Below are 25,535 nucleotides of genomic sequence, written 5' to 3' on the forward strand. Positions count from 1 at the left end.
CGGCAAGTCCACCTTCTACGGCATGTACTACGACGAGCAGCCCGTCTACCACGACCCGCCCTCCAACCAGTGGTTCGGCTTCCAGGCCTGGTCGATGGAACGCGTCGCCGAGTACTACCAGCAGACCGGCAACACCCAGGCCAAGGCGGTCCTCGACAAGTGGGTCAAGTGGGCGCTGTCCAAGACCACGATCAACCCGGACGGCACCTACCAGATCCCCTCCACGCTCCAGTGGTCGGGCCAGCCCGACACCTGGAACGCCTCAAGTCCCGGCGCCAACAGCGCACTTCACGTCACCGTCGCCGACTACACCAACGACGTCGGCGTGGCCGCCGCCTACGCCAAGACGCTCAGCTACTACGCCGCCAAGTCCGGCGACACCGCCGCGAAGACCACCGCCAAGGCACTCCTTGACGGCATGTGGAACAACTACCAGGACAGCCTCGGCGTCGCCGTCCCGGAGAACCGCGCGGACTACAACCGGTTCAACGACACCGTCTACATCCCCAGCGGCTGCACCGGCACCATGCCGAACGGGGACAAGATCAACTCCTCCTCCACCTTCGACTCCATCCGGTCCTTCTACAAGAACGACCCGGCCTGGTCGAAGATCCAGGCGTATCTCGCGGGCGGCGCGGTGCCGTCGTTCACCTACCACCGGTTCTGGGCCCAGGCGGACATCGCCCTGGCCATGGGTTCGTACGCGGAGCTCCTCGAATAACCCCCCGCTGAGGCCGCGTGCGCGACCCCGCCATCAGGCGGCGGGGTCACCCGACCGGGCGGCCCCCGCCCCCTTGGGGGGCCGCCCGGCGCTCGGGGCCCACCATCCGGCGGGCCCCGATCCAGCAGCACCCACCAGCGGCTTCGGACATCACTTCAAGACACCGGAGCCGACCTCCTTGTCAGGAACATGATCCTCTCCTACAGTCCCTGCGAGATCGCTCTTTGGGAGCGCTCCCAATCCCATGCAGAAGCCCTCGCCCCCCACCCCACCCGCGCGGAGGACCCGCATGCAACCGTCACATCACCAAGTCCGCAGGACGCGCGCGCTCTGCGGTGCGCTGCTGACCACGCTCGTCGCGCTGGCCGCGCTGCTCACCGGCGCCACGGCCTCCCAGGCCGACACGACGATCTGCGAGGAGTTCGGCAGCACCACCATCCAGGGCCGCTACGTCGTGCAGAACAACCGCTGGGGCACCAGCGCCACGCAGTGCATCTCCGTCACGAACTCGGGCTTCAGGATCACCCAGGCCGACGGCTCGGTCCCGACGAACGGCGCCCCGAAGTCGTACCCGTCCGTGTTCAACGGCTGCCACTACACCAACTGCTCGCCCGGCACCAACCTCCCGGCCCAGCTGAGTTCGATCTCGAGCGCGCCCTCGGGCATCTCCTACAGCTACGTGAGCGGTGCTGTTTATGACGCCGCCTACGACATCTGGCTGGACCCGACCCCGCGCAAGGACGGTGTGAACCGTACCGAGATCATGATCTGGTTCAACCGTGTGGGATCCGTGCAGCCGGTCGGCTCGGTCGTCGGTTCCGCCACGGTGGGCGGACGCCAGTGGCAGGTGTGGTCCGGCAACAACGGCGGCAACGACGTCCTGTCCTTCGTCGCGCCGTCGGCGATCGACAGCTGGAACTTCGACGTGATGGACTTCGTCCGGCAGGCCGTCTCCCGCGGACTCGCCCAGAACAACTGGTATCTGACGAGCATTCAGGCGGGCTTCGAGCCCTGGCAGAACGGCGCCGGCCTGGCCGTCAACTCGTTCTCCTCCACGGTGAACCTCGGTGGCGGCACCCCCGGCGGCCCGGGCACCCCCGGCGGTCCCGTCGCGTGCAAGGTGGCCTACGGCACGAGTGTCTGGCAGGACGGGTTCACCGCGGACGTCGCCGTGACCAACACGGGTTCCTCCCCGGTCGACGGCTGGAAGGTCGCGTTCACGCTGCCGTCGGGGCAGCGGATCAGCAACGCCTGGAACGCCACCGTCTCCCCGGCGTCGGGGGCCGTGACGGCCACCAACGCGGCACACAACGCGTCCATCGCGCCAGGCGGACAGGCCTCCTTCGGGTTCCAGGGCACCTACAGCGGCAGCTTCGCCAAGCCGGCCGCCTTCAGCCTCAACGGAACGTCCTGCACCATCGCGTGACGGAGGGATTCCTCCCCGCGGGGCCCGCCCACATGGCCACAGGGCGGGCCCCGCTCTCCTCCGTCACCGCGACCACCACCCCCTTGGCCGGCACGGCACGGGTTCCGCACGGAAGGCCTGTGCCCGGTTCCTTCGGCCCGTAAGATCGGCTGTCTCATGGGGGAGGTGGTCATGGGCACGCGACGCCCCGGCACGCCGACGTTGGAAGAGGTGGCCGCTCACGCCGGGGTGGGGCGGGGCACGGTCTCCCGCGTCATCAACAACGCGGCAGGCGTGAAGGAGTCGACGCGTCGAGCCGTGCAGCAGGCCATCGAGGAACTGGGCTACGTCCCCAATCTCGCGGCCCGCTCCCTGGCCGGACAGCGGAGCAACGCCGTCGCCCTCGTCCTGACCGAACCCGACTGGAGAATGTTCGCGGAGCCCTTCTTCTCCGAGATCGTCCGCTCCCTGGGCGACGCGCTGGCGGACATCGGGATGCAGCTGATGCTGACCCTGGTCCGTTCGGACACCGACCGGAAGCGCTTCTTGGAGTACGCGCGCGGCAGCCGGGTCGACGGAGTCCTGCTGCTGTCGGTGCGCGCCGGGGACCGGCTGCCGGACATGCTCGCCGAGGCGCGGTTGCCGACCGTGATGCTGGGTCGCCGCTCCCGCGACGAGTACGTCAGCTACGTGGACGCGGACAACGTGGGGGGCGCCCGTAGCGCCGTCTCCCACCTGGTGTCTCGGGGCCGAAGGACTATCGCCACCATCACCGGGCCCCTGGACATGGACGCCGCCCAGTGCCGGCTGCGCGGCTATCAGGACGCTCTGGCACTGGCCGCCCTGGACAGCGAGAAGTCCCTGGTCGCCGAAGGCGACTTCACGCAGGAGAGCGGACGCCGCGCCATGGCCGAACTGCTCGCACGGCATCCGGGGATCGACGGCGTCCTCGCCGCGTCGGACACCACGGCCGCAGGGGCCTTGCAGGCGTTGCGCGCGGCGGGGCGGCGCGTGCCGCAGGACGTCGCCGTGATCGGCTTCGACGACTTCCCCCTGGCCCAGCGCACGAGGCCGCGGCTCACGACGGTGCGCCAGCCGCTGGAGGAGATGGGCCGGGCCATGATCCGGCTGCTCCTGGAGGACATGGAGGAGCCGTCGGTGGCGTACCGGCATGTCATTCTCCGTACGGCACTGGTCGTCCGCGAGTCGACCTGAGGACCACCGGCTGCCCGCAGCCGACGTGACCGTCCATTCTCGGCAGCGCAAAAGTCGTCGGCAACCTTTTCGTCGTGGGCGGCCACTCAGGAGTGCACATCGGTATATCGGCACGATCCTGAACGGACAGATGATGACAACGAGGCAGATAGCGCGGCAGCGCAGGCGCAGGCGCAGACTCGCAGTGGGCACCGCGGCGGCGCTGACCTCCGTGGGCGTTCTCGTCTACCTGGTCATGGCGTTGCTCCCCGGCAACAAGGTGGATGCGGAGTCGACCGCGGCCTCGCCCCTCGTCACCACCCAGCCGAAAGCCGTCGACGCCTCCGCCCCCACCGGCACAGCCTCTCCCAGCGCGACGCCGAGCCCGTCAGCCAGCCCGAGTGCAAGCGGCTCCACCAGCCCGAAGCCCAGAACGACCCCCAAGGCGACGAAGTCGTCGTCCAAGGCCGCCCCGAAGACCTCGCGCGGGACCACGACACCCCCCGCAGCAGGGCGAATCCGGCCCCACACCTCGTACAAGGGCGTCGCCACCGCCTACGAGGCCGGTGTCGGGGACGGGGCCTGTCTGTTCGGTCCCAGCCCCGACATGATGATCGCGGCGATGAACACCACCGACTACGAGACCTCCCGAGCCTGCGGCGCCTACATCCTCGTCCACGCGTCCAACGGCAAGTCCGTCACGGTGCGGATCACCAACGAGTGCCCGCTGCCCTGCGCCCCCGGGCAGATCGACCTCAGCCAACAGGCCTTCGCCAAGCTCGCCGACCTCAAGGTGGGCCGACTGGCCATCACCTGGAGCCTGGTGAGCCCCAGCTCCATCGGCACCATGTCCATCCGGTACAAGACCGGCTCCAGCATCTACTGGTGCGGCATCCAGGTCATCGGCCACCGCAACCCGGTCGCACGGCTGGAGGTCAGCACCGGGAGCGGCTGGCGTCAGTTGCCCCGCACCGGCTACAACTACTTCATCTCCGAGAACGGCACCGGCTGCGGCAAGGCGATCAGAGTCACCGACATCTACGGTGAGCAACTGACCGTCAGCGGACTCGCGGTGCTGGCGAACGTCGTCCAGCCGACACGGGTCCAGTTCGCCCAGCACTGACCCGTGTGAGCACCGCCCGGCACCGAGGCATGAGCGGTCGTCCATGCCTTGATCCGCTGCCGGGCGGTGCGGACGGCCCGGGTGGACCGCGGGCGTCCAGGGCAAGGTTCTGCGACAACGGCCCCCGCGGAGGCGGGACATGGGTGCACACGCATACTGGGCGGCGCACGCACCCGTGATCCCTCTCCCTACCCGGGACCAGCGAGAGGCCCCCCTCGATGACCACGTTCTCCGACGACCGCGCAGCTGACGCCGCCCCCGGCGCCTCCGAGGCCACGCGGGACCGGGACGAGGCCTTCGCCCAGCTCCTCCTCTCCAGTCACGAGCGGCTGACCGGCACCCCGTTGTGTCCGTCGGCACCCGGCGACGACCCGGTCCACCTCCTCTACGGCAACGCCTCGTTCGGCCTGCTCGCCCACGACACGGGCCCGGACCCGGTCTTCGTCTACGCGAACAGGACCGCACAGCGGTGCTTCGGATACTCCTGGCCGGAGTTCGTACGGCTCCCGTCCCGGCTGTCCGCGGCAGCCGAAGGGCAGGACGACAGGCGGGAGTTCGTACGGTCCGTGACGGAACGGGGATACGCGTCCGGGTACCGGGGCCTCCGGATCGCCAAGTCGGACCGGAGGTTCTGGATAGAGGACGTCACCATGTGGAACCTGGTCGACACCGACGGCACCCACCACGGCCAGGCCGCGGTGTTCCGCGCGTGGAGGGACGCGTCGGAGACAGGAGCTGCCAGTCTTCGGCTCTGACCTGCGTTCTTTCGGGCTGTTCGAATCTCGTGGACCGGCCGTCCCTTCACCGCGCAGTCTTTCTTCCGTCACAGGAACCCCTCACCTCGGGAGAGACGACATGCGCACCCACCGCTCAGCCCTCCTGCTCGGCACCCTCGCGCTCGCCGCCGGAGGAGTCCTCGCGAGCGCGCCCTCCGCCGGCGCCACCGCCGCCGAGGACAACTGCAACTACATCTCCGACAGCGCCCGGCCCACGGTTCACCCCGGTGACAAGGGCAACAACGTCCGCCAGGTGCAGTGCCTCATCAACTACTACAGCAACTACCCGACGTGGCTCGACGTGGACGGGGACTACGGCCAGAAGACCGCGGCCGGCATCTACTACGTGCAGACCTGTAACGGCACCACGGGCGGCGCCGACGGCATCGTCGGTCCGAGCACCTGGTCCCGGCTCTACAGCCCCAAGGCCGCCTGCGCACTGTAGGCCCGCGGCAGCGCTCCTTCGTTCCGCCGGCTGTCCGCTTCCGTGCGCGGAAGCGGACAGCGCAGCGGGATCCCGCCCCACCTCAGCTCGACGCCGTTCGACCGGCCCGGACCACGCACAGGAGGAACCCCCACGATGTCGGACCCGAACTCCGCAGGCTCCCGACGCCCCACCCGCCCGGGGCCCTTGGTGCCGCGCCGCGTGTTCCTGGGGGCCTTGGGAGCCGCCGGGGCGTGGAGCGTCGTACCCGCGCTGCCCGCGGCTGCGGCCGCCTCCGCCGACTCCACCTCCTACACCTTGCTGTCGCGTGCGGACTGGGGCGCGGACGAGACGCTGCGGTACACCGCCGGCGGGACGGAGATCTGGCCGCCGGAGTACTACCCGGTCCAGACGCTCACCGTGCACCACACCGACGACGGCAGCACCGATCCGGATCCGGCCGCGGTGGTGCGGGCGATCTACCGCAACGACACCGTCGGCAAGGGCTACGGCGACATCGGCTACAACTTCCTGATCGACAGGAACGGCCGGGTGTACGAAGGGCGTTGGTCCGGTACCGACGGCACGGCCGCCCATGACGCGACGGGGCGGATGGTGACCGGCGCGCACGTCCAGGGATACAACAGCGGGAACCTCGGGATCGCCCTGCTGGGGACGTTCACGACCACTCCCCCGACGACCGCCGCGCGTACCGCGCTCGTCCAGCTGCTGGCCGACCTCGCGGGGCGCCACGCGCTCGTCCCGGCGGGCAAGGTGCTCTACCGCAATCCGGTGAGCGGAGTCAGCCGCGCGGCACCCGTCATCGGCGGCCACCTCGACTGGGCGGCCACCGACTGCCCGGGCACGGTCTGGTCCCAACTCCCCGCCATACGCGCGGAAGTGGCCGCCCTGATGTCAGGATGACGGCACGGCCGTGCACCGCCTCTGCGCGGACGCCGTCGCACGGCCGAGGATGGCTTGGTCCCGTCTTTGTCTCCCTGGGGCGGTGGGGCATTCTCGACCCCACCGGGCCGGAGTGACGCATGGGGGGACCGTGCTGCGTATCCATTTCACTGCGGAGGATCTCGCGCGGACCAGACTCGCCGAACGCCCCGATCCGCTGTGGGAGATCACCGCCAGTCTGCACCGGCTTCAGTCCCAGGCCGGGCGCTGGGCCTATGCCGGCTGGTACCGCGACGCCCGCGCCGCCATCGCGAGCCAGAAGCTGGGCTCCGTCGTACGGACCCTGTTGATCCCGCTGTTCCCCCGCGCGTCCTACTTCCCCGACTTCCTCACTCCGGCCGAGGCCGACCAGGGGCTGCGCGCCGGGCTCGACACCATCCTCGGCACCCCGCCCGACCGGGTCCGTCAGGAGATCGGTCTGCTGGCGCAGGTGCGGAGAGTGCCGAGCGAGATGTACCGGCTGGCCGACCAGGACGTCCGCGCGGACCTGGTCACGGCGCTGCGCAGGTACCACGACGCCGTCATCGGTCCCTATCTCGACCGCATGCAGGCCCGCATCGACGCCGAAGGCGCGCGCCAGGGCCGCGCCCTGCTGCACGGCGGAGCGGAGGGACTGCTCGGGGGGCTGGGACCGGCCATGCGGTGGAAGGCGCCGGTCCTCGAGGTCGACTACGTGGGCGGCATCGATCGTGACCTGCGTCTGGACGGTCGCGGTCTGCTCCTGATCCCCTCCTACTTCTGCTGGCAGAAGCCGGTGTCCTTCGCCGACCCCGACCTCCCGCCCGTCCTGCTCTATCCGCTGGCCCCGGCCGAGCGCGCGTCCCGGCCCAGCCCGTGCGAGGCTCCGCTGTCGGCCCTGCTCGGACGGACCCGCGCCGCGGTGCTCGTCGCGGTGACGTACGGAGCCACCAACTCGGAGATCGCGCGGGCCGTCTCGGTGTCCGCCGCCAACGCCAGCCACCACACGACGGTGCTGCGCGACGCGGGGCTCATCGCCAGCCACCGCCACGCGAACACCGTCCTGCACACCCTCACCCCGCTCGGCGCCTCACTCCTGCGGCTGCCCGACCGGGACGGCCGGGGCACCTTGCAGAAGGGTTGAGGGACCTCGCCGTTTCCCTCAGCGGTGCTCGGGGTTCTCCGCGCCCGGACGGCACCCCGCGTCCCACTGCGCGCGCTGGTTGCCGTACGGGGGCACACCACCGGCCCGCTTGAGCAGAGCGGCCAGATGCATGAGGTTCCAGGCCATGAACGAGGTGTTGCGGTTGGTGAAGTCGTTCTCCGGGCCGCCCGACCCCGCGTCGAGGTACGAGGGTCCCGGACCCGCCGGGCCGATCCAGCCCGCGTCGGCCTGGGGCGGGATCGTGTACCCGAGGTGCTGGAGACTGTAGAGAACGTTCATCGCACAGTGCTTCACCCCGTCCTCGTTGCCGGTGATCAGACATCCGCCGACCCGGCCGTAATAGGCGTACTGACCCTGCGGGTTGAGCAGGCTGGAGCACGCGTAGAGGCGCTCGATGACCTTCTTCGTCACCGAGCTGTTGTCGCCCAGCCAGATCGGACCGGCGACGACCAGGATGTCCGCGGCCATCACCCGCTCGTACAGCGCGGGCCACTCGTCGGTGGCGAAGCCGTGCTCGGTCATGTCCGGGTAGACGCCGGGGGCGATGTCGTGGTCGACGGCACGGATCTCGGACGTGGTGACACCGCGCGACATCATGATCTCCGCGCTCTTGTCGATCAGGCCCTGGGTGTGGCTCAGCTGCGGGGACGGTTTGAGCGTGCAGTTGATGAACAGGGCGGTCAGGTCGTCGAAACGGTACGAGGCGTCGGTGGCTGGTGCTGTCATGGGGGCAGCGTCTCGCGCGCACGTCGGTTTGTCCCGGTCCGACGCACATGTTCAGCCCTTACGGATTCATGACGTACGGCGTCCGCCCGCGGTCGTGGTGGGCGCCGCGCGCCCGGCGGTAGTAGAGCATCTCCTCGTGGTCCGGTTCGGGGTCGGTGAGGGTGAAGCCGGCGCATTCGGCGCACTTGCGGCTGGCGTGGTTGTCGGCGTCGATGCCGCAGAAAAAGGTCTCGACGTCTCGGGTGGCGGGGTGGGCGAGGGCGGCTTCGAGGGCTGCCCGGCCGTGTCCGTGGCCCCATCGGCCGGGGTCGACCAGGTAGGCCAGGCCCATGGCGGGTCGGGGGTCGGCCTCGGTCACGAGGGGGCCGTCGGGGCCTTCGCCGTGGTAGCGGACCCAGCGGTCGTACACGTCCCCGCAGAGGAACGCGACCGGAGTTCCAGCCTGATCCAGGCCGATCCATGCGTGGCAGCGCAGTACGACCGCACCGCGGAAGGCGGTGCCGGGGGGCTCACCGGTCAGCCGCAGCTGACTCCGGATCCAGGACCGGCCGCCCAGCCGGCTCTGGACCTCGGGGTGGTCGAACCAGTGTTGGATCCGGCGGACCCCGGTCTCGGTCAAGGGCTGCAAGCGCATGCCAGGGCCGTCCGGTTGAGGCTTCATGGGGGACAGTCTGAAGGGAGTGCAGCGCACAGGACCGGGTTCAGCGGAGCCGTATCAGACCCGCGGTCGTCTCCTCGAAGCCACAGGCACCGAAGTAGAACGGACGCAGGCGGTCCTCGAAGTCCACGTGGAGCCATTCGCAGTGCGCACTACGGGCTTCACGGGCGGCCGTTGCGACCAACGCGGCCCCAATGCCCTGCCCTCGGTGGCGAGTTGCGACCACCGTGTCCAGGAGGAAGGCGTGGGCGCCACCGTCCCAGACGACGTTGACGAAGCCGATCAGGGCGTCGTCCTCCCCTGCGCAGACCCAGCCGAGACTGTGCCGCTCGAGTCGCTTTCGCCAGTCCGTCTGTGCGGGCGGCCGGCCTTCCGTGCCGAAGCCGTCAGCGTGGAGGGAGTTGAGGGCTGCGTTGTCGAAGTCGCCCCGCCATTCGTACGTGATCGTCATCCGTGGATTGTGCCCGGTACTCACCTTTGGCGTCGGATGCGTGCGGCCACCTCGTTCTGCTCGGTTTCCCACCAGGGCCGGACGCGTTCGGAGGCTGTGTCCTGGCCGGGGGACGCGGTGGCGGGCGGGAGTTCCGCGTCGAGACGGCGGTCCAGGGCCGCGGTCTGGAGCCGCTCGGCGCGGGCCCACTGGTACAGGAGGGCCAGCAGGAAGGGCAGTGCGGTCAGTTCGGCGATGCCCAGCATCGCGCCGCCGCCGATCTGCTGGTCGTGCCGGACGTCCGGGGACCAGGACGGCGCGTGGTGCAGGTACCAGGCGCCGGCGATGAGCGTGCCGTGGGTCATGACGACGAGGCCCGGCACGGCGTCGACGATGCCGTCGAGGAAGACCAGTGCCGCCCGGACCGGATGCGTGCACCAGGCCGGCAACGTCTGCTCGCGGGTCAGGACCGGTACGACGAAGAGGCAGCCCGCGACCAGGAGGTGCAGGTACATCAGCTGGTGCAGCCAGCCCACGCGCAGGGCCGTGGCGAAGTACGGCGTGAAGTACACGGTGAGTTCGGTGGCGAGCACCAGAACCGTGCTGACCAGGGGGAAGGTCAGAACGCGTACCAGCCTGCCGGTCATCGTCCGGCGGACCCGGGCCGCCGCCTCCTCGGGAAGCGCGTCGACCGCGAGGCGCAGCGGGTCACCGAGGGCGAGGCCCAGGGGGGCCACCAGGTCCAGGAGGATGTTCTGGACGGCGGCCGGCCAGAACAGCACGTGGTCGTAGACGGCGAGCCCGGACATCGTCGCCACCGCCAGGGCGCCCAGTCCGAGGACCGCGAACGCGGCGCTGCGAGCGGGCGACCAGCGCTCACCGCGCAGGTGGACCCGTCGTACGCCCCAGCCGTACAGCGTGGCCAGCACGGCGATCAGGAGGAGCGCGGGGACGTCCGGTTGCCAGGACGACAGCAGCCTGCCCGCCGTCAGCTCGGCGAGCTGTCCGGCCGACAGGACGGTCGTCGACAGGTCAGTGGTCATGCGGGCCGTCCTCCTCCGATCCGGTCGGGGCGAAGCGTGTCTCGTCCCAGCGGGACGGTAGCCCTCGGAGGATTCCGGACCGACAGCGGGGCCTTCTTCGTACGACGGGACGAACCTCCTGAACGGGTTTTGGCTCCGGAATTACCTTTCCGGAACCGATTGATTGCCTACCCGCAGTCATGATGGTCCGCGTTGAAGTTAGGCATGCCTACGCTAATGAGGACCGCATGTGGGATGACGCGTTTCCGAGCTTCCTGATCGGATTGCGGGAAGGGCTGGAAGCCGGGCTCATCGTCTCCATCCTCGTCGCGACGCTGGTACGGGCCGGTGCCCGCTCCCGGCTTCCGCAGGTGTGGACCGGCGTCCTCGCCGCGATCGCGCTCGCGCTGAGCTTCGGCGCGGTCCTCACGTTCACCGCGGCCTCCCTGTCCGCGACCGCCCAGGAGGCCTTCGGCGGCACACTCAGCGTGATCGCGGTCGCCTTCGTCACGGCCATGGTCTTCTGGATGCGCCGGTCGGCCCACAGTCTGTCCGGCGAGATCAAGGAGAAGGTGACCGGCGCGCTCGGCATGGGCGCGGGCGTCCTGGTCGCCACGAGCTTTCTCGCCGTGGGCCGGGAGGGCCTGGAGACCGCGCTGTTCCTGTGGACCACCGCGCAGGCGGCCGGGGAGTCCGCGGGCCCCCTGGCCGGCGCCGCCATCGGTCTCGTCCTGTCGGCCGCGCTGTGCTGGGGCCTGTACCGGCGGGTCCTGAGGATCAACCTGACGAAGTTCTTCACCGCCACCGGCGCCGTACTGATCGTCATCGCCGCCGGTGTCCTCGGCTACGGTCTGCGCGACCTCCAGGAGGGCGGCGTCCTGCCCGGGCACACGTCGTACGCCTTCGACCTGAGCGGCAGCGTCGACGCGGGGGCCTGGTACAGCACCCTCGTCCAGGGCGTGCTCAACCTGACGCCGGCCATGACCTGGCTTCAGGTTCTCGGCTACGGCGGGTACCTCGCCGTGGTGCTGACGCTGTTCGTACGGGGGGTGCGCGACACGGCACCGAGGCGGGTACCGACGGGGGTACCGACGCGGGTCGGGACCGAGGCCGCCGAAAGCGCCGAAGCGACGGACGCGACCGAAGCCGACGAAGCCAACCTCCCGGCCGCGCAGCCCACGCAGGCCTCCCGGCGGCGGCCCGCCTGGCTCGTGCCTGTCGCCGTCGTCACCGTCCCCGCCCTGATCGCCGGTGCCGCGGTCGTCTTCGGGCGCCCCAAGCCGGCTGCCGCCGAGACCGTCGCCGTCTCCGGGAAGGAGTGCGGCAAGGGCTTCAGCGCGCCCAAGCCGGGTCGGCAGACCTTCCAGATGCACAACACCGGTGACAAGACGTCAGAGGTGTACCTCGTCGACCCGGCCACCAACGCCGTGTACGGCGAGGTCGAGGGCCTGGCTCCCGGCACCACCCGGGCACTGGTCGCCACCGTCGCGGGCGGCACGTACGCCTGGCGGTGCGTGCCCAGCAGCGGGCCCGCGGTGACCTCCAAGGCAGTCCGGGTCAGCGGCGGGGGCACCTCGCAGGCCGTGGTCCCGGTGTCCGAGCAGGACCTCTCCGGGCCGCTCCAACAGTACGAGTCGTACGTCGACAAGGGGCTGGCCACACTCGTCGGGCAGACCCGCACCCTCGCCGCCGACATCAAGGGCGGGCATCTCGGCAAGGCGCGCGCCGACTGGCTGACCGCGCACCTGACCTACTCCTCCCTCGGCGCCGCCTACGGCACCTTCGAGGACTTCGACCAGAAGATCAACGGCCGGGCCGACGGCCTGCCGGGCGGCGTGCACGACAAGGACTTCGCCGGCTTCCACCGCGTCGAGTACGGCCTGTGGCACGGCGAGTCCGCGGCCTCGCTCACCGCGCCGGCCCAGCAGCTCGCCACGGCGGTCGCGGGACTTCGGACAGCCTTTCCGCACCAGGACTTCGACCCGTCCGACCTGCCGCTGCGCGCCCACGAGATCCTCGAGAACACCCTCCAGTTCGAACTGACCGGTGACACCGACGAAGGCAGTGGCACCAACCTCGCCACCGCCGACGCCAATCTCGCCGGCACCCGCGAGCTGCTCGCCGTGCTCAGGCCCCTGCTGACCACCCGGGCGCCGCACCTGCTGCCGACCGTCGACGCCGACGCGGCCCGCCTTCAGACGCTTCTGGACGCGGCCCGGCACGGCAGCACCTGGACCCCCGTCGCCCAACTCGACGCCACCGTGCGGGCCGAGGTGAACGGCGCCACCGGGCAGCTCCTGGAGGATCTCTCCCCGGTGCCCGACCTGCTGGAGATCAGGAAGTCCGCCTGATGAGCACCCGACACGACAACTCCGCCCAGAGCGAAGGGAACGCCTCCATGCCGTCCGCCGAATCCCCTGCCCTGCAGGGTGGTTGTCCCGCCGGTGCCGGCCGCCGTTCCTTCGTGAAGACGGCCCTCGGCGCCGGAGCCGCCGGTGCGGTGCTCGCCGGCGGCGGACTCGCCCTCGCCGAGAGCGGCGGCACCGCGCAGGCCGCCGAGCAGACGGAGAACTCCCCCGCGATCCCCTTCCACGGCGCCCACCAGGCGGGAATCGTCACGCCCGCGCCGGCCGCGGCCACCTTCGTGTCGTTCGACGTGATCGCCGGCAGCCGCGACGAACTCGCCGGCCTGCTGCGCACGATCACGGCCCGGGCGCGCTTCCTCACCTCCGGCGGCACCCCTGCCGACCTCGGCGTCGGCGCCCCGCCCTCGGACAACGGCATCCTCGGTCCGACCGTCCCCGCTGACGGCCTCACCGTGACGGTCGGCGTCGGCGCGTCCCTGTTCGACGACCGCTACGGCCTCGCCAAGGCCCGGCCGCGCCGACTGACCCCGATGCGCACCTTCCCCAACGACAATCTCCGGGCCGCCGAGTGCCACGGGGACCTGTCCCTCCAGATCTGTGCGGACCGTCAGGACACCGTGCTGCACGCGCTGCGGGACATCGCCAAGCACACGCGCGGAGCCATGCAGATCAAGTGGCGCATCGACGGTTTCCAGAACGCGCCCCGGCCCACCGGTGCCCAGCGCAATCTGCTGGGCTTCAAGGACGGGATCGCCAATCCGGACGTCCACTCGGCCCGTGAGACCAACCGGCTCGTCTGGGTCGGGGAGGGTGACGGGGAGCCCGCCTGGGCGTCGGGCGGCAGCTATCAGGTGATCCGGATCATCCGCATGCTGGTGGAGTTCTGGGACCGGGTCTCGCTCAGCGAGCAGGAGCTGATGTTCGGCCGGCGCAAGGACACCGGCGCCCCGCTGGACGGCGCCAAGGAGACGGACATCCCGAACTACGCCAAGGATCCCAAGGGCGAGGCGATCCCGCTCGACGCGCACATACGGCTCGCCAACCCCCGTACCGCCCGCACGGACAGCTCCCGCATCCTACGGCGCGGCTACAACTACGACCGGGGGATCGACTCCGTCGGCAACCTCGACATGGGGCTGGTGTTCTGCTGCTACCAGCAGGACGTCCAGCGGCAGTTCGAGGCCACGCAGACCCGGCTGATCGACGAGCCGCTCGTCGACTACATCTCCCCCACGGGCGGGGGCTACTTCTTCGCCCTGCCGGGTGTGCGGGACGGGAAGGACTGGCTGGGCCGCGGACTGCTCGCGACCTGAACCGGCACGCTCCGGCCGCGCCGCTGCCGCCCTGGCTTCAGGTGAGCCGGCCGGAGTCGCGCAACATGTCGAACACCAACCGGTCCACCGCCGAGACCCGCGCCCGGTCGCCGTAGCCGAACCAGTCCGACTCGGCGACCTCCCGCGAGGGGAGCAGCGGCCCGGCGTACTCGGCGGTGTAACAGATCATCCGGAACTCGGGCCCACCGTCATGCTCGCTTCGGGTCTCGAAGGTGCCCACGTGCGTCATGGTGGCGGGATCGACCTGGGACCGGAGTTCCTCCTCGATCTCGCGCACCAGGGTCTCGGCGTCGGACTCCCCCGGCTCCCGCTTCCCACCGGGGAAGTAGAAGACGTCCACACCATGGTTGCGCGTCACGAGCACCCGCCCGTCCCGCACCAGAACCCAGGCCACCTTCTCCGGAACGACGTCTTCGTCACCCATGTCCGAGAACTACCCCACCCCACGGCCCGTAATTGCGGTGCGACGCATGCAGGCGTACCGCAGGGGAGTTGGTTCGCCGTGGGTGCCTTCGTAGGGGTCAGGGGCTGGCTGGAGTGTGATGACGAGCAGCTCGCGCAGGTCAAGGAGATCGTCCGGGCGGACGATCCGGAGCAGACGTACAGCGGTGGCTGGGCCTTTCCTCCCCGGCAGTACAACTACGTCAACTGGGTGTTCTTCGGTGCCCATATGCGGGCCCAGTCCGTCGACTGGTTCCTCGACCGACTGCGGAGCGTGGCCCGGATCCCGGCCTCGGACGACGACAACGACCTGATCACCGGCCTCTTCCTCGTCAGTCACGAGGTCGACGGCATGAGCGAGTGGCAGGTCCGCGACGGGACGGTCAGGATCCGGGCCGCCGGCCAGGACTACGGATACCTCGACGAATAGACGAACCGGGCGCCGACACCCGGCCGGTCGGTCAACTCCCCCCGACAGCGCAGATGGTGCCGTTGAGGGTGAAGGATGTCGGCGCCGCCGTGACACCGGTGTGGGTGGCCTGGAAGCCGATGGTGGTCGAGGCGCCCGGTGCGATGACGGCGTTGTGGGCAACGTTTCTGGCTGTCACCTGGCCGGAGGTGGGTGAGTAGTCCGCGTTCCAGCCGGAGGTGATGACCTGGCCGGCCGGCAGGGTGAAGAGGAGGGACCAGCCGTCGACGGGCGTCGGGCCGGTGTTGGTGACGGTGATGTTCGAGGTCAGGCCGTTGTTCCACGCGCTGACGGTGTCGGTGACGCGGCAGCCGGCGGTGCCCGGTGGCGGTTCGGAGCTCTGGAACTGGGAGAAGAACTTCCACACCTCGCCCGGCACCCAGGTCCTGCCGCTGTCGCCGGGAGCCCCGTCCTGCGGGGCGGCGATGTGGCCCTCGTCGAAGGCGGCCCAGGCGACCGGGTGTCCGGCCGAGCAGCCCGCGTAGGTGGTGACCCGGTGGGTGAGGCTGCCCTGGGTGGGTTCGGGCGGGTTCTGAGGGGTGCAGCCGTTGTTCCTGACGAACCGGTCGCGCAGGGTCCGCCCGCCCGAGATGCCGAGGACGTTGTCCCTGAGCCCGTGCACGCCGAGGTAGGCGATGGGCTGGGTGCCGCCGTCACATCCACTCAGCTGTCCGCCGCTCTGCACCGCGACCGCCCGGAAGACCGTCGCACGGGCACACGCGAGGGCGTACGACATGGCGGCGCCGTAGCTGAAGCCGAGCGCGAAGCGCTGGGTGGTGTCGACGCACAGGTCGGACTCGATGCGGCGGATCATGTCGTCGACGAAAGTGACGTCCTCGCCGCCGGAGTTGGCCCAGCCGTTGTTGAGTCCCTGGGGGGCGACGAAGATCGTGCTGTTACCGGCCAGCCGCTGGAGGCCGTAGTAGGCCCAGGTACCCGTCTCCACCGTGCGGCCCGTGGCGACGTCGGTGGAGGTGCCGCCGAGCCAGTGGAACCCGAAGACCAGCCGGTAGGCGTGGTCGCGGTCGTAGCCGTCCGGGACCTTCAGGATGAAGGTGCGGTTCTTGCCGCCGCTCTGGATCGTGTAGGTGCCGCTCGTCAGGGTGGGGGTCTTGCCGCAGCCCGGGCTCGCGGCGGCGGGTGCCGCGGGGGCGGTGGTGTCCTGGCCACGGCCCAGTGCCGTGCCGGCGAGGCTCAGGACGACCAGCACGGCGACCATGGCGGGCCATAACAGGGTTCTTGACCTGGGCATCGCGCACCTGCCTTTCTGGTCGGGGGTGTTGGGGGTGGCTGACCGCGAAACGCTTTACGCACGGCTCCACTTCTGGCCGGTCTGCCCGTTGCAGGTGCGCAGCAGGAGCGCGGTGCCGTTGGCGGTGCCGGAGCGGTCGGTGTCGAGGCACAGACCGGGGGCGTTGACGTTGCGGATCGTGCCGTCGGAACCGGTGGTCCATTTCTGGTTGTTCTGGCCGTTGCAGGTCCAGGTGATGACCCGGGTGCCGTCGGTGGTTCCCTGGTTGTAGGCGTCCAGGCACTTGTCGCCGTAGACGCGGATCTCGCCGCCGGCCCAGGTGGTCCACAGCTGGTTGGCGGCGGTGTGGCAGTCCCAGAGCAGCACCGTTGCCCCGGCCGCGGTGGAGGCGTTGTCCACGTCCGCGCAGCGGCCGGAGGCGTTGCCGCGCAGTCGGGCGGTGGTGGCGGCCACCTGGCTGCCGCCGCTCACCCGGAAGGCGGCCACGCCGTGCGCGGGCACGCTCGCCGAGATCTGCCCGGAGCTGCTGGAGGTGCCGCCGGTCCACAGGTCGGTCAGGGTGAACGGCCCGCCCGACAGGCCGACTTGGGCGGCCGTGGTGGAGATGGTGGCAGTTGCGCCACCCCGGTTGAACAGGCCCACCGCGACCGAGCCGTCGGAGAGGGGCTTGGCGAAGATCTCGACGTCGCCGTCGTCACGCACCCTGCGTCCGCCGGCGCCCAGCGGATCCTGGTTCACCGCCAGCAGCCGCGGGTTGCGCAGGATCGCGCTCACGTCGGCGGACATGGTGCGGATGTCGTTGCCGGCCATGAGCGGTGCGGCCATCAGCGCCCACAGGGCGAAGTGCGCGCGGGACTCCGTCAGGGACAGGCCCGGGCGGCCCACCACCAGCATGTCGGGGTCGTTCCAGTGTCCGGGGCCGGACTGCGCCGCCAGCGGGGCGGTGATGTCGAGGACGTTACCGACGCCCATGGGGTAGCTGTTGGTGTTGCCGTTCTGCCAGATGTCGAGCAGGTCCTCCGTCGTCCGCCACAGGTCGGCAACCTCGCCCCAGTTGTAGGTGGCGCCGGTGATGGCGTGGAAGCTGTTGGGGTTGATGCTGTAGACGATCGGCCGTCCCGTGGAGCGCAGGGCGTCACGCATCAGCGTGAACCGGGCGACCTGTTCGTCCCGGGTACCGCTGGAGGAGCACCAGTCGTACTTGAGGTAGTCGACGCCCCAGGACGCGAAGGTGGCGGCGTCCTGGGCCTCGTGTCCCAGGCTGCCCGTCGATCCCGGGTACGCGCCGCTGGTCTGGGCGCAGGTGCGCTCGCCCGGCACCTGGTAGATGCCGAACTTCAGGCCCTTTCCGTGGATGTAGTCCCCGAGCGCCTTCATCCCGCCGGGGAACTTGGTCGCGTTGGCCCGCAGGTTGCCCGCCGCGTCGCGCTGCGGGTCGAACCAGCAGTCGTCGACCACGACGTACCGGTAGCCGGCGTCCCGCATGCCCGAGGACACCATCGCGTCGGCGGCCTGGCGGACCTGCGCCTCGGTGATCCCGCAGCCGAAGCTGTTCCAGCTGTTCCACCCCAGGGGCGGGGTGAGGGCGGGGCTGCCGGGGGCGGCCGTGGCGGTGGAGGGGGCGGTGACGGTCGAGGACGCGGCGAAGGCCAGCGTGACGGCGGCCAGGACACGGAGCAGTCGTCCGCGTGATCGTCGGGGCACCGTGCTCTCCTTTCGCGGGCAGACAGCGGATGACCCGTGCACGGGTCCGGGCAGCGCCATGGCGGGAATCCCCGTCGGCAGTTCGAAATTTCGAGCGGATTCCGGATGGTCAGCCGTACGGATGTTAGAGATCGAGCTGGACATGTCAACACTGTCGGAAGAGAAGAACGCGATCCGGAAGCGACAGATCTCCGAAAACTTTCGCCCTCAACAACGAATCATGCGAGGGGTATTGACGGGATGTGTCGGCCCCCTAACATCCTGGTTGCCCACCACCTCAGTCGGTGTTCGCACTCTCGAACGAGCAGGATCAGCCCACCCCCACCGCGCTCCCTCGCAGAGAGAACGACACATGAATATGTCATGGTCTCGCCAATACATGGACCGTCGTCGTGCACTGAGCGCCGCCGTCGGCCTGGCCGGCGGCGCTTTCCTGACCCCCACCCGAGGACCGGCTCCCACGGCGGCGGCCGCCGCCTACACCAACCCGGTGGTCTGGCAGGACTTCGCGGACATCGACGTCATCCGCGTCGGCAGCACCTACTACGCCTCGGCCTCCACGATGCACTACTCGCCGGGCGCCCCCGTGCTGCGCTCGTACGACCTCGTGAACTGGGAGATCGCCGGCCACTCGGTGCCCGTCCTCGACTTCGGCGCCAAGTACGACCTCAACGGCGCGCGCGGCTACGTCCGGGGGATCTGGGCGTCGTCGCTGGCCTACCGGCCGAGCAACCGGACCTTCTACTGGCTCGGTCAGATCGACTTCGCCCGGACGTACGTCTACACCGCGACCGCCGTCGAGGGGCCGTGGAGCAGACTGACGACGATCAGCACCCCGTACTACGACGCGGGGCTGCTCGTCGACACCGACGACACCCTGTACGTGGCGTACGGGAACACCACCATCAGCGTGGCCCAGCTCTCCCCCGACGGCCGCAGCCAGGTCCGCACCCAGCAGGTGTTCACCACGCCGTCGAGCGTCGGCACCCTGGAGGGCTCCCGCTTCTACAGGATCAACGGGCAGTACTACATCTTCCTGACCCGCCCGGCCAACGGCCAGTACATCCTGAAGTCCTCGGGCGGTCCCTTCGGCCCCTACACGATGCGACAGGTCCTGTTGGACCTGCGGGGGCCGATTTCCGGCGGCGGTGTCCCGCACCAGGGCGGGCTCGTGCAGACACAGGGCGGCGCCTGGTACTACATGGCCTTCGTGGACGCCTACCCCGGCGGCCGGGTGCCGGTGCTCGCACCGGTGACGTGGACCTCGGACGGCTGGCCCGTAGTCCAACTGGTCAACGGGGCCTGGGGCACGTCGTATCCGGCCCCTGCCGTGCCCGCTCCGCCCCGCCAGGTCACCCCCATGACCGGCGTGGACACCTTCGACGGTACGGCCCTCAAGCCGAGGTGGGAGTGGAACCACAACCCGGACAACACCAAGTGGTCGACCGGCAACGGCCTGACCCTGCGCACCGCGACCGTCACCAACGACCTGTACTGGGCCCGCAACACCCTCACCCACCGCATTCAGGGCCCCACCTCCACCGCCACGGTCCAGCTCGACCACTCCGGGATGCGTGACGGCGACCGCGCCGGTCTCGCCCTGCTGCGTGACTCCTCCGCATGGATCGGCGTCAAGCGCGACGGCGGCACGGCTCGTGTGGTCATGGTCAACGGGCTCACCATGGACGGCAGTTGGAATACGACGGGCACCGGCACCGAAGTCGCGAGCGCGGCGGCGCCCTCGGGCACCGTCTGGCTGCGGGCTACCGCCGACATCCGACCCGGCTCGGCCCGCCCCGGGACCTTCTCGTACAGCACCGACGGCACCCGCTTCACGCCGCTCGGTCCCGCGTTCTCCATGGGCAACGACTGGCGCTTCTTCATGGGCTACCGGTTCGCCCTCTTCAATTACGCCACCCAGGCACTCGGCGGCGCGGTCCGCATCCCGCGGTTCGAGCTGTCGACGCCCTGAACCCCGGTCCGGGGTTCGCACCATGGACGCCGTTGTCCGCGTCCCCGGGTGCCAACTGTCAGCGCGCTGAACCCCGTCCCGCGCGGTTCGAACCGTCGACGCGCTGAACCCTGTCCCGCGGTTCGGCCTTTCGACGCCGTGCGCTCCGTTCCGCCGAGCGCACGGCACAACCCCCCACCCACCCGCACGAGGAGAACCATGAACCCTCTCAAACGGCTCGGCTGTCGCCGCGCCTCGGTGTTGTCGCTGCTGGCCGTGGCCGCCCTGGTCACGCCGGGTGCCGCGAGCGCCGCGCCCGACGGCGTCCGCGCCTCCACGCTGGGCGCCCAAGCGGCCCAGTCCGGACGGTACTTCGGCACGGCCGTGGCCGCGGGCCGGCTCGGCGACGGGACGTACACCGGCATCCTGGACCGCGAGTTCAACGCGGTGACACCCGAGAACGAGATGAAGTGGGACACCGTCGAGCGTTCCCGCGGCCAGTTCAACTTCGGTCCCGGCGACCAGATCGCGAACCGGGCCGCGTCCCACGGACAGCGCCTGCGCGGCCACACCCTGGTCTGGCACTCCCAACTGCCGTCCTGGGTGAGCTCCATCAGGGACGCCACCACCCTGCGCAGCGTCATGAACAACCACATCAACCAGGTCATGAACCACTACAAGGGCAAGGTCTACGCCTGGGACGTGGTCAACGAGGCCTTTGCCGACGGCGGCAGCGGCCAGATGCGCAGCTCGGTCTTCCGCGACGTGCTCGGCACCGGCTTCATCGAGGAGGCCTTCCGCACCGCACGCTCGGCCGACCCCGCCGCCAAGCTCTGCTACAACGACTACAACATCGAGAACTGGAGCGACGCCAAGACCCAGGGCGTCTACCGCATGGTGCGCGACTTCAAGTCCCGCGGCGTGCCCATCGACTGCGTCGGCCTCCAGTCCCACTTCGGGGCGGGCGGGCCGCCGTCCAGTTTCCAGACGACCCTGTCGAACTTCGCCGCCCTCGGCGTGGACGTCCAGATCACCGAACTGGACATCGCCCAGGCGCCGACGACCGCGTACGCCAACACCGTACGGGCCTGCATGAACGTGGCCCGCTGCACCGGCATCACGGTGTGGGGCATCCGCGACAGCGACTCCTGGCGCAGCGGTGAGAACCCGCTGCTGTTCGACCGGAACGGCAACAAGAAGCCCGCCTACCAGTCGGCGCTCACCGCGATGGGCGGCAGTGCCGCGGTCCGCAGTGCCTCGGTCAGCAGGGCCGCGGTCAGCGGGGCCGACGCCCCTGCGCCCCGGTCCGCCGCGGCGCTTCCCACCTCCTACCGCTGGAGTTCGAGCGGCGCCCTGATCGCGCCCAAGCCGGACGCGACGCACAACATCGCGGGGATCAAGGACCCGTCGGTCGTGTACTACAACGGCAAGTACCACGTGTTCGCGAGCACCGCGAACGCCGCCGGGTACAACCTGGTGTACCTGAGCTTCCCCGACTGGTCCCAGGCCGGCTCGGCCACCCACTACTACCTGGACCGCACCGCCATCGGCACCGGGTACCGGGCCGCGCCCCAGGTCTTCTACAACGCCCCGCAACGCCTGTGGTACCTCGTCTACCAGACCGGCAACGCGTCGTACTCGACGAACCCGGACATCAGCAACCCCAACGGGTGGAGCGCTCCGAAGAACTTCTACTCCTCGATGCCGGACATCATCCGCCAGAACATCGGCAACGGTTACTGGGTCGACATGTGGGTGATCTGCGACAGCGCCAACTGCTACCTGTTCTCCTCGGACGACAACGGCCACCTGTACCGCTCGCAGACGAGCGTGAGCCAGTTCCCCAACGGGTTCACCAACACCGTCATCGCGGCCCAGGACTCCAAGTACGCCCTGTTCGAGGCGAGCAACGTCTACAAGGTGCAGGGCAGCAACCAGTACCTGCTGCTCGTCGAGGCGATCGCCTCGGACGGTCGGCGCTACTTCCGCTCCTGGACGTCGAGCAGCCTCGCCGGCTCGTGGTCGCCGCTGGCCGCGTCCGAGAGCAACCCGTTCGCGAAGTCCAGCAACGTGACGTTCCCGTCCGGTACATGGAGCCGGGACATCAGCCACGGCGAGATGATCCGCGCGGGCTACGACCAGACCCTCACGATCCCGGCCTGCAAGCTCCAGTACCTGTACCAGGGCAAGGACCCCAACGCCGGCGGCGACTACAACAGCCTGCCCTGGCGCCTGGGCCTCCTCACCCAGACCAACTCGACCTGCTGACACCGCTGAATCCGCTACCGAGCCGTCATCCACACGCCGGACGAGCGGCACGGCCGTAGCAAGGTACGCGGACGAGACTCGTGCGCCGGGGACCGCCGGGATACGACACCCCGGCGGTCCCCGCCGCGGCGGTCGAAGGGCACCCGACTCCCCTGTCCGCAGCCCTGAACGAGACAGCGGCATCACCGAGTTCACCGTCCAGCGGGCCGTCGTCACCGGCGGAGCCCCAGCCGTCGGACGGGCCGTCGCCGAGCTGCCGGCCGAGCGCGGAGGGAGTGTCGCCGTGCTCGGCCTCGATCCCTCCGGTGTACTGGATCGGTGCGATCGGCACCGTCGAGCACCACACGGACGAGCAGTGGCACCGCGTCTTCGACGTCAACGCCGTCGGCATCGTCCGTGCCCCCGGGCCGCGCTGCCCCAGTGCTGATCCGAGCCCTCAGCCCGAACCGGCGACCAGTGCCTCGCCGAGCGGGGTGCGCCGGTAGAGCACCGACCGTCCGGACCGGGCGCGGACGAGCAGTCCCGCGCCGCGCAGGATGGCGAGGTGGTCTCCCACCGCGCCCGGTGTCATGGCGAGGCTTCGGGCGAGGTGGCTGGTACTGGCCGGGGCGTCCAGCGCCAACAGCAGCCGGGCTCGGGACCGGCCGACCAGCGCGGTCAGCGCGTGCGGTTGAGGGACGGTCTCCTGCCCGCCCCACAGGGCGGCGGTGCCGCGGGCAGGGTAGACCAAGGTCCTGGGCCAGGAGTCTTCCGTGTGGGCGGCGATATGCCCGACGACGCCCGAGGGGATCAGAAGGAGCCCGTCGCCGGCGAGGCGGATTGTTCCGCCTCGGAACAAGCCGATCTCGATACCGCCGCCTTGCCAGGCGATGCCCGGATGCAGGCTCTCGATGGCCTTGGCCCATCCGTGTTCGCCGATCACACCCACCCGGTGCACGACATCGCGCTCACAGATCGCGCGCAGTTGCGGCCAGTCCGGGGCAAGCAGCTCGTGCCAGGCACGGTCCATCGCCTCGGCGATCGTGGGAACAACGTCCTTCGAGTCCAGCACTGCGCGTACGCGGGGATCGCGAACGGTCGGGCCAGGCAGGGGGGTGGCGAATTCCTGCCGGGCCGCTTCCAGCGGTGTGGCCCGGATCATCGCCAGGTCGTCTGCCCAGGTCTGATTCAGGCCGGTTGGAGGCGGGGCGACGAAATTCGGCCCGGACAGCGGGGTCTGCAGGGCGAGGACGGCGTTCAGTTCGGTCTCACGGCGCAGGCGTTGAAAGGCCGGCAGGAGCCGGGCGGCCCAGGCTCGCGGCAGCGGCCGGTCCTGACCGGCGAGCGAGCGCAGCAGCAGGCAGAGGTCCAGCGCGGGCGACAGCGCGAACCGGCTGCGCAGCAGGTCCTCGACGGAGACTTCGAAGCGCAGCACTCCGTCATGCTACCGAGGGACGCTGCTCGATTCGTCCAGCGACGAATCATTGGTGAGCGGCGTGGGCGCATGGCGAGGGTGAGCGTCATGCCTCCTACCGCCGAGCCCGCGCAGGGCAACCACCGTGCCACCTACCGGGAGGTGCTGGCCGATCCGCGATTCCGGCTGCTCTTCACAAGCCGCGCCGTCTCGATCACCGCGGACGCGCTGCGGATCACCACGTTCTCGGTTCTGATCTTCTCGGCCACCGGCTCCGCGCTGCTGAGCGCCGTGGGCTTCGGTATCGGCTTCATCCCGCAGCTGTTCGGTTCGCTGCTGCTGGGCTCACTGGCCGACCGACTGCCGCCCCGCGCACTCATCGCCGGCGGCTACACCCTGACGTGCGCCGCAGCCCTGCTGCTCGCCCTGGTACGGATGCCCGTCGCGGCAAGCCTCGGGGTCGTGGCGCTGGTCGCCCTCGCCACTCCGGTGTTCCACGGCGCGTCGAGCCGGCTCGTGGCGCGGTCGCTGGAGGGCGACGCCTATGTACTGGGCCGGTCACTGAACAACATCGCCGGCGCCGGCGCCCAACTGTTCGGCCTGGCGCTGGGAGGGGCGATCGTCGCGGCACTCGGCCCACGCCAGGCACTCGCGGTCAGCGCCGTCCTCCACCTCGGCTGCGCGCTCGCCATCCGCATCCGACTGCCCCGGCTGCAGCCGGCAGAGTCCGGCGGCACACCCGGCCGCGCGGAGGGCGGTAGCGGGGCCGTCCGTGCGAGCCTGCACGGTGCAGGCCTGCTGCTGCGCGGACGCACGGTGCGACGGCTGATGCTGGCCCAGTGGCTGCCCGTCGCGTTCGTGGCGGGCGCGGAAGGCCTCATCGTCGCCTACGCGGGAGAACGCCGCTTCGCGCCCGGCTGGTACGCGGTACTGATGGGCTGCCTGCCGGTCGGCATGCTTGTCGGTGATCTGTTGGTGGGTCGACTGCTACGGCCACGCACCCGGGAGCGCCTGGTAGTCCCGTTGATTGCGCTGGCGGGGCTGCCGCTGATCGGCTTTGCCGCCGAGCCCGGAGTGGGCGTCTCGGCCTGTCTGCTGCTGCTCAGCGGCCTCGGATACGCCTATGGTCTCGGCCTCCAACGCCCGTTCCTGGACGCCCTGCCGCCAGGTGGCCAGGGCCAGGCCTTCGGTCTGCTCGGCTCCGGCAGCATGACGCTGCAGGGCGTCGGACCGGCCTGCTTCGGCTCGGTGGCCGCAGTCATCGGAACCGGCGGCGCAATCGCCCTGGCAGGCGGCGCGGCGGTACTTGCCGCCGGCTGGCTTCTCACCTGGCACCCGCCCGCCTCCCCGACCCCCGTCCCGAACTGCTCAACGGGATAGGGGAGCGGCACCGAACAGCATGCGTGCAGTCCTCCTGCGCGGTAACGCTCGCAGGTCAGGTCGGCCGCGAGCCGTCACGCACCCCACCCCCACGTCTCCCTGACAGACAGCCCTTTGACCGAGCGGGTGAAAGTGCTTCATCGCCGTGCAGGGGCGATCCCGAAGACGCGCCTCGGTTGCACGGGGCCGGCGGGGCCTGAGGCCGAGCGTTCCGCGCTCAACGCCCGCCGGCCGCCGGCCGCCAGGACATTCGGGGACCGCGGACGGCGTCACGGTCGCCGTCCTCCACCTGGCTTGCCCCTCGGCGGCCACGGCCGGTTGGACCGAACCTGAGGACGACATCGCTCGGCGACAGGGATGGCCGAATCCGGCGCGAACGGCGCCACATGACCCGCCCTCTCACCCACCCCTC

22 protein-coding genes are annotated in these 25,535 nt (G+C 70.2%); 14 read left to right on the plus strand and 8 right to left on the minus strand.

Features of this window, described 5'->3' with window-relative positions:
• From H295_RS42830 to H295_RS0106650, 8 genes are all read left to right on the plus strand, one after another.
• A partial coding sequence (locus tag H295_RS42830; protein WP_043217193.1) for a glycoside hydrolase family 48 protein occupies positions 1-721 on the plus strand: 721 nt, incomplete at its 5' end.
• Between the two features lie 289 nt (positions 722-1,010).
• The gene (locus H295_RS0106620) at positions 1,011-2,147 is read left to right on the plus strand and encodes a GH12 family glycosyl hydrolase domain-containing protein (RefSeq protein WP_020134551.1); all 1,137 of its coding nucleotides are present in this window, start codon (positions 1,011-1,013) and stop codon (positions 2,145-2,147) included.
• A gap of 171 nt (positions 2,148-2,318) precedes the next feature.
• Positions 2,319-3,341, plus strand: a complete 1,023-nt coding sequence (locus H295_RS0106625) for a LacI family DNA-binding transcriptional regulator (RefSeq protein WP_020134552.1) — start codon at positions 2,319-2,321, stop codon at positions 3,339-3,341.
• Between the two features lie 130 nt (positions 3,342-3,471).
• Positions 3,472-4,443 carry an expansin EXLX1 family cellulose-binding protein gene (locus H295_RS0106630; RefSeq protein WP_028809123.1) on the plus strand — a complete coding sequence of 324 codons (972 nt, stop codon included), beginning with the start codon at positions 3,472-3,474 and terminating at the stop codon, positions 4,441-4,443.
• A gap of 218 nt (positions 4,444-4,661) precedes the next feature.
• Entirely contained in the window at positions 4,662-5,198 is a 537-nt protein-coding gene (locus tag H295_RS0106635) for an MEKHLA domain-containing protein (RefSeq protein WP_020134555.1), read from the plus strand.
• Positions 5,199-5,298: 100 nt separating this feature from the next.
• Positions 5,299-5,664, plus strand: coding sequence for a peptidoglycan-binding domain-containing protein (locus H295_RS44690; protein WP_020134556.1), 366 nt, complete (start codon positions 5,299-5,301; stop codon positions 5,662-5,664).
• 135 nt (positions 5,665-5,799) lie between these two features.
• On the plus strand, positions 5,800-6,567 hold the full coding sequence (locus H295_RS42840) for an N-acetylmuramoyl-L-alanine amidase (RefSeq protein ID WP_020134557.1): 768 nt from the start codon (positions 5,800-5,802) through the stop codon (positions 6,565-6,567).
• Positions 6,568-6,697: 130 nt separating this feature from the next.
• Positions 6,698-7,708: an ArsR/SmtB family transcription factor gene (locus H295_RS0106650; RefSeq protein WP_020134558.1), complete on the plus strand. Its 1,011-nt coding sequence runs from the start codon at positions 6,698-6,700 to the stop codon at positions 7,706-7,708.
• 18 nt (positions 7,709-7,726) lie between these two features.
• Here the strand turns inward: H295_RS0106650 and H295_RS0106655 are convergent, their stop codons facing one another.
• The 4 genes from H295_RS0106655 to H295_RS0106670 form a co-directional block, all read right to left on the minus strand.
• Complete coding sequence (locus tag H295_RS0106655; protein ID WP_020134559.1) at positions 7,727-8,455, minus strand: flavodoxin family protein; 729 nt, start codon at positions 8,453-8,455, stop codon at positions 7,727-7,729.
• A 58-nt stretch (positions 8,456-8,513) separates the two neighbouring features.
• Entirely contained in the window at positions 8,514-9,089 is a 576-nt protein-coding gene (locus H295_RS0106660) for a GNAT family N-acetyltransferase (RefSeq protein ID WP_020134560.1), read from the minus strand.
• A 67-nt stretch (positions 9,090-9,156) separates the two neighbouring features.
• Positions 9,157-9,564 (minus strand): GNAT family N-acetyltransferase, encoded by a 408-nt coding sequence (locus H295_RS0106665; protein ID WP_020134561.1) that lies wholly within the window; start codon positions 9,562-9,564, stop codon positions 9,157-9,159.
• 20 nt (positions 9,565-9,584) lie between these two features.
• Positions 9,585-10,586 (minus strand): cytochrome c oxidase assembly protein, encoded by a 1,002-nt coding sequence (locus H295_RS0106670; RefSeq protein ID WP_020134562.1) that lies wholly within the window; start codon positions 10,584-10,586, stop codon positions 9,585-9,587.
• A gap of 227 nt (positions 10,587-10,813) precedes the next feature.
• On the opposite strand from H295_RS0106670, the gene efeU reads away from it, so the two are divergent.
• Complete coding sequence (efeU, locus tag H295_RS0106675; RefSeq protein WP_020134563.1) at positions 10,814-12,916, plus strand: iron uptake transporter permease EfeU; 2,103 nt, start codon at positions 10,814-10,816, stop codon at positions 12,914-12,916.
• Positions 12,917-12,963: 47 nt separating this feature from the next.
• A complete protein-coding gene (efeB, locus tag H295_RS0106680) occupies positions 12,964-14,244 on the plus strand; it encodes an iron uptake transporter deferrochelatase/peroxidase subunit (protein WP_028809125.1) in 1,281 nt (426 codons plus the stop codon).
• 37 nt (positions 14,245-14,281) lie between these two features.
• Here efeB and H295_RS0106685 read toward each other — a convergent pair whose 3' ends face one another.
• Positions 14,282-14,689: an NUDIX hydrolase gene (locus H295_RS0106685; protein WP_020134565.1), complete on the minus strand. Its 408-nt coding sequence runs from the start codon at positions 14,687-14,689 to the stop codon at positions 14,282-14,284.
• 78 nt (positions 14,690-14,767) lie between these two features.
• Between H295_RS0106685 and H295_RS0106690 the strand changes: the two genes are divergently transcribed.
• A complete protein-coding gene (locus H295_RS0106690) occupies positions 14,768-15,136 on the plus strand; it encodes a hypothetical protein (protein WP_020134566.1) in 369 nt (122 codons plus the stop codon).
• Between the two features lie 31 nt (positions 15,137-15,167).
• On the opposite strand, the gene H295_RS0106695 is transcribed toward H295_RS0106690, so the two are convergent.
• The gene (locus H295_RS0106695; protein ID WP_043217195.1) at positions 15,168-16,427 is read right to left on the minus strand and encodes a cellulose binding domain-containing protein; all 1,260 of its coding nucleotides are present in this window, start codon (positions 16,425-16,427) and stop codon (positions 15,168-15,170) included.
• 54 nt (positions 16,428-16,481) lie between these two features.
• Entirely contained in the window at positions 16,482-18,131 is a 1,650-nt protein-coding gene (locus H295_RS0106700; RefSeq protein ID WP_020134568.1) for a glycoside hydrolase family 27 protein, read from the minus strand.
• Between the two features lie 379 nt (positions 18,132-18,510).
• Here H295_RS0106700 and H295_RS0106705 point away from each other — a divergent pair, with 379 nt between their 5' ends.
• The gene (locus H295_RS0106705) at positions 18,511-20,103 is read left to right on the plus strand and encodes a glycoside hydrolase 43 family protein (RefSeq protein ID WP_020134569.1); all 1,593 of its coding nucleotides are present in this window, start codon (positions 18,511-18,513) and stop codon (positions 20,101-20,103) included.
• 198 nt (positions 20,104-20,301) lie between these two features.
• Positions 20,302-22,350 (plus strand): non-reducing end alpha-L-arabinofuranosidase family hydrolase, encoded by a 2,049-nt coding sequence (locus tag H295_RS0106710; RefSeq protein WP_020134570.1) that lies wholly within the window; start codon positions 20,302-20,304, stop codon positions 22,348-22,350.
• Positions 22,351-22,786: 436 nt separating this feature from the next.
• Here the strand turns inward: H295_RS0106710 and H295_RS0106720 are convergent, their stop codons facing one another.
• Positions 22,787-23,764, minus strand: coding sequence for an ArsR/SmtB family transcription factor (locus H295_RS0106720; protein ID WP_020134571.1), 978 nt, complete (start codon positions 23,762-23,764; stop codon positions 22,787-22,789).
• 87 nt (positions 23,765-23,851) lie between these two features.
• On the opposite strand from H295_RS0106720, the gene H295_RS42845 reads away from it, so the two are divergent.
• Positions 23,852-25,123 carry an MFS transporter gene (locus H295_RS42845; RefSeq protein ID WP_020134572.1) on the plus strand — a complete coding sequence of 424 codons (1,272 nt, stop codon included), beginning with the start codon at positions 23,852-23,854 and terminating at the stop codon, positions 25,121-25,123.
• Positions 25,124-25,535: the final 412 nt, after the last annotated feature.

It is taken from the genome of Streptomyces sp. 351MFTsu5.1 (assembly GCF_000383655.1).
Lineage (GTDB): Bacteria > Actinomycetota > Actinomycetes > Streptomycetales > Streptomycetaceae > Streptomyces > Streptomyces griseorubiginosus.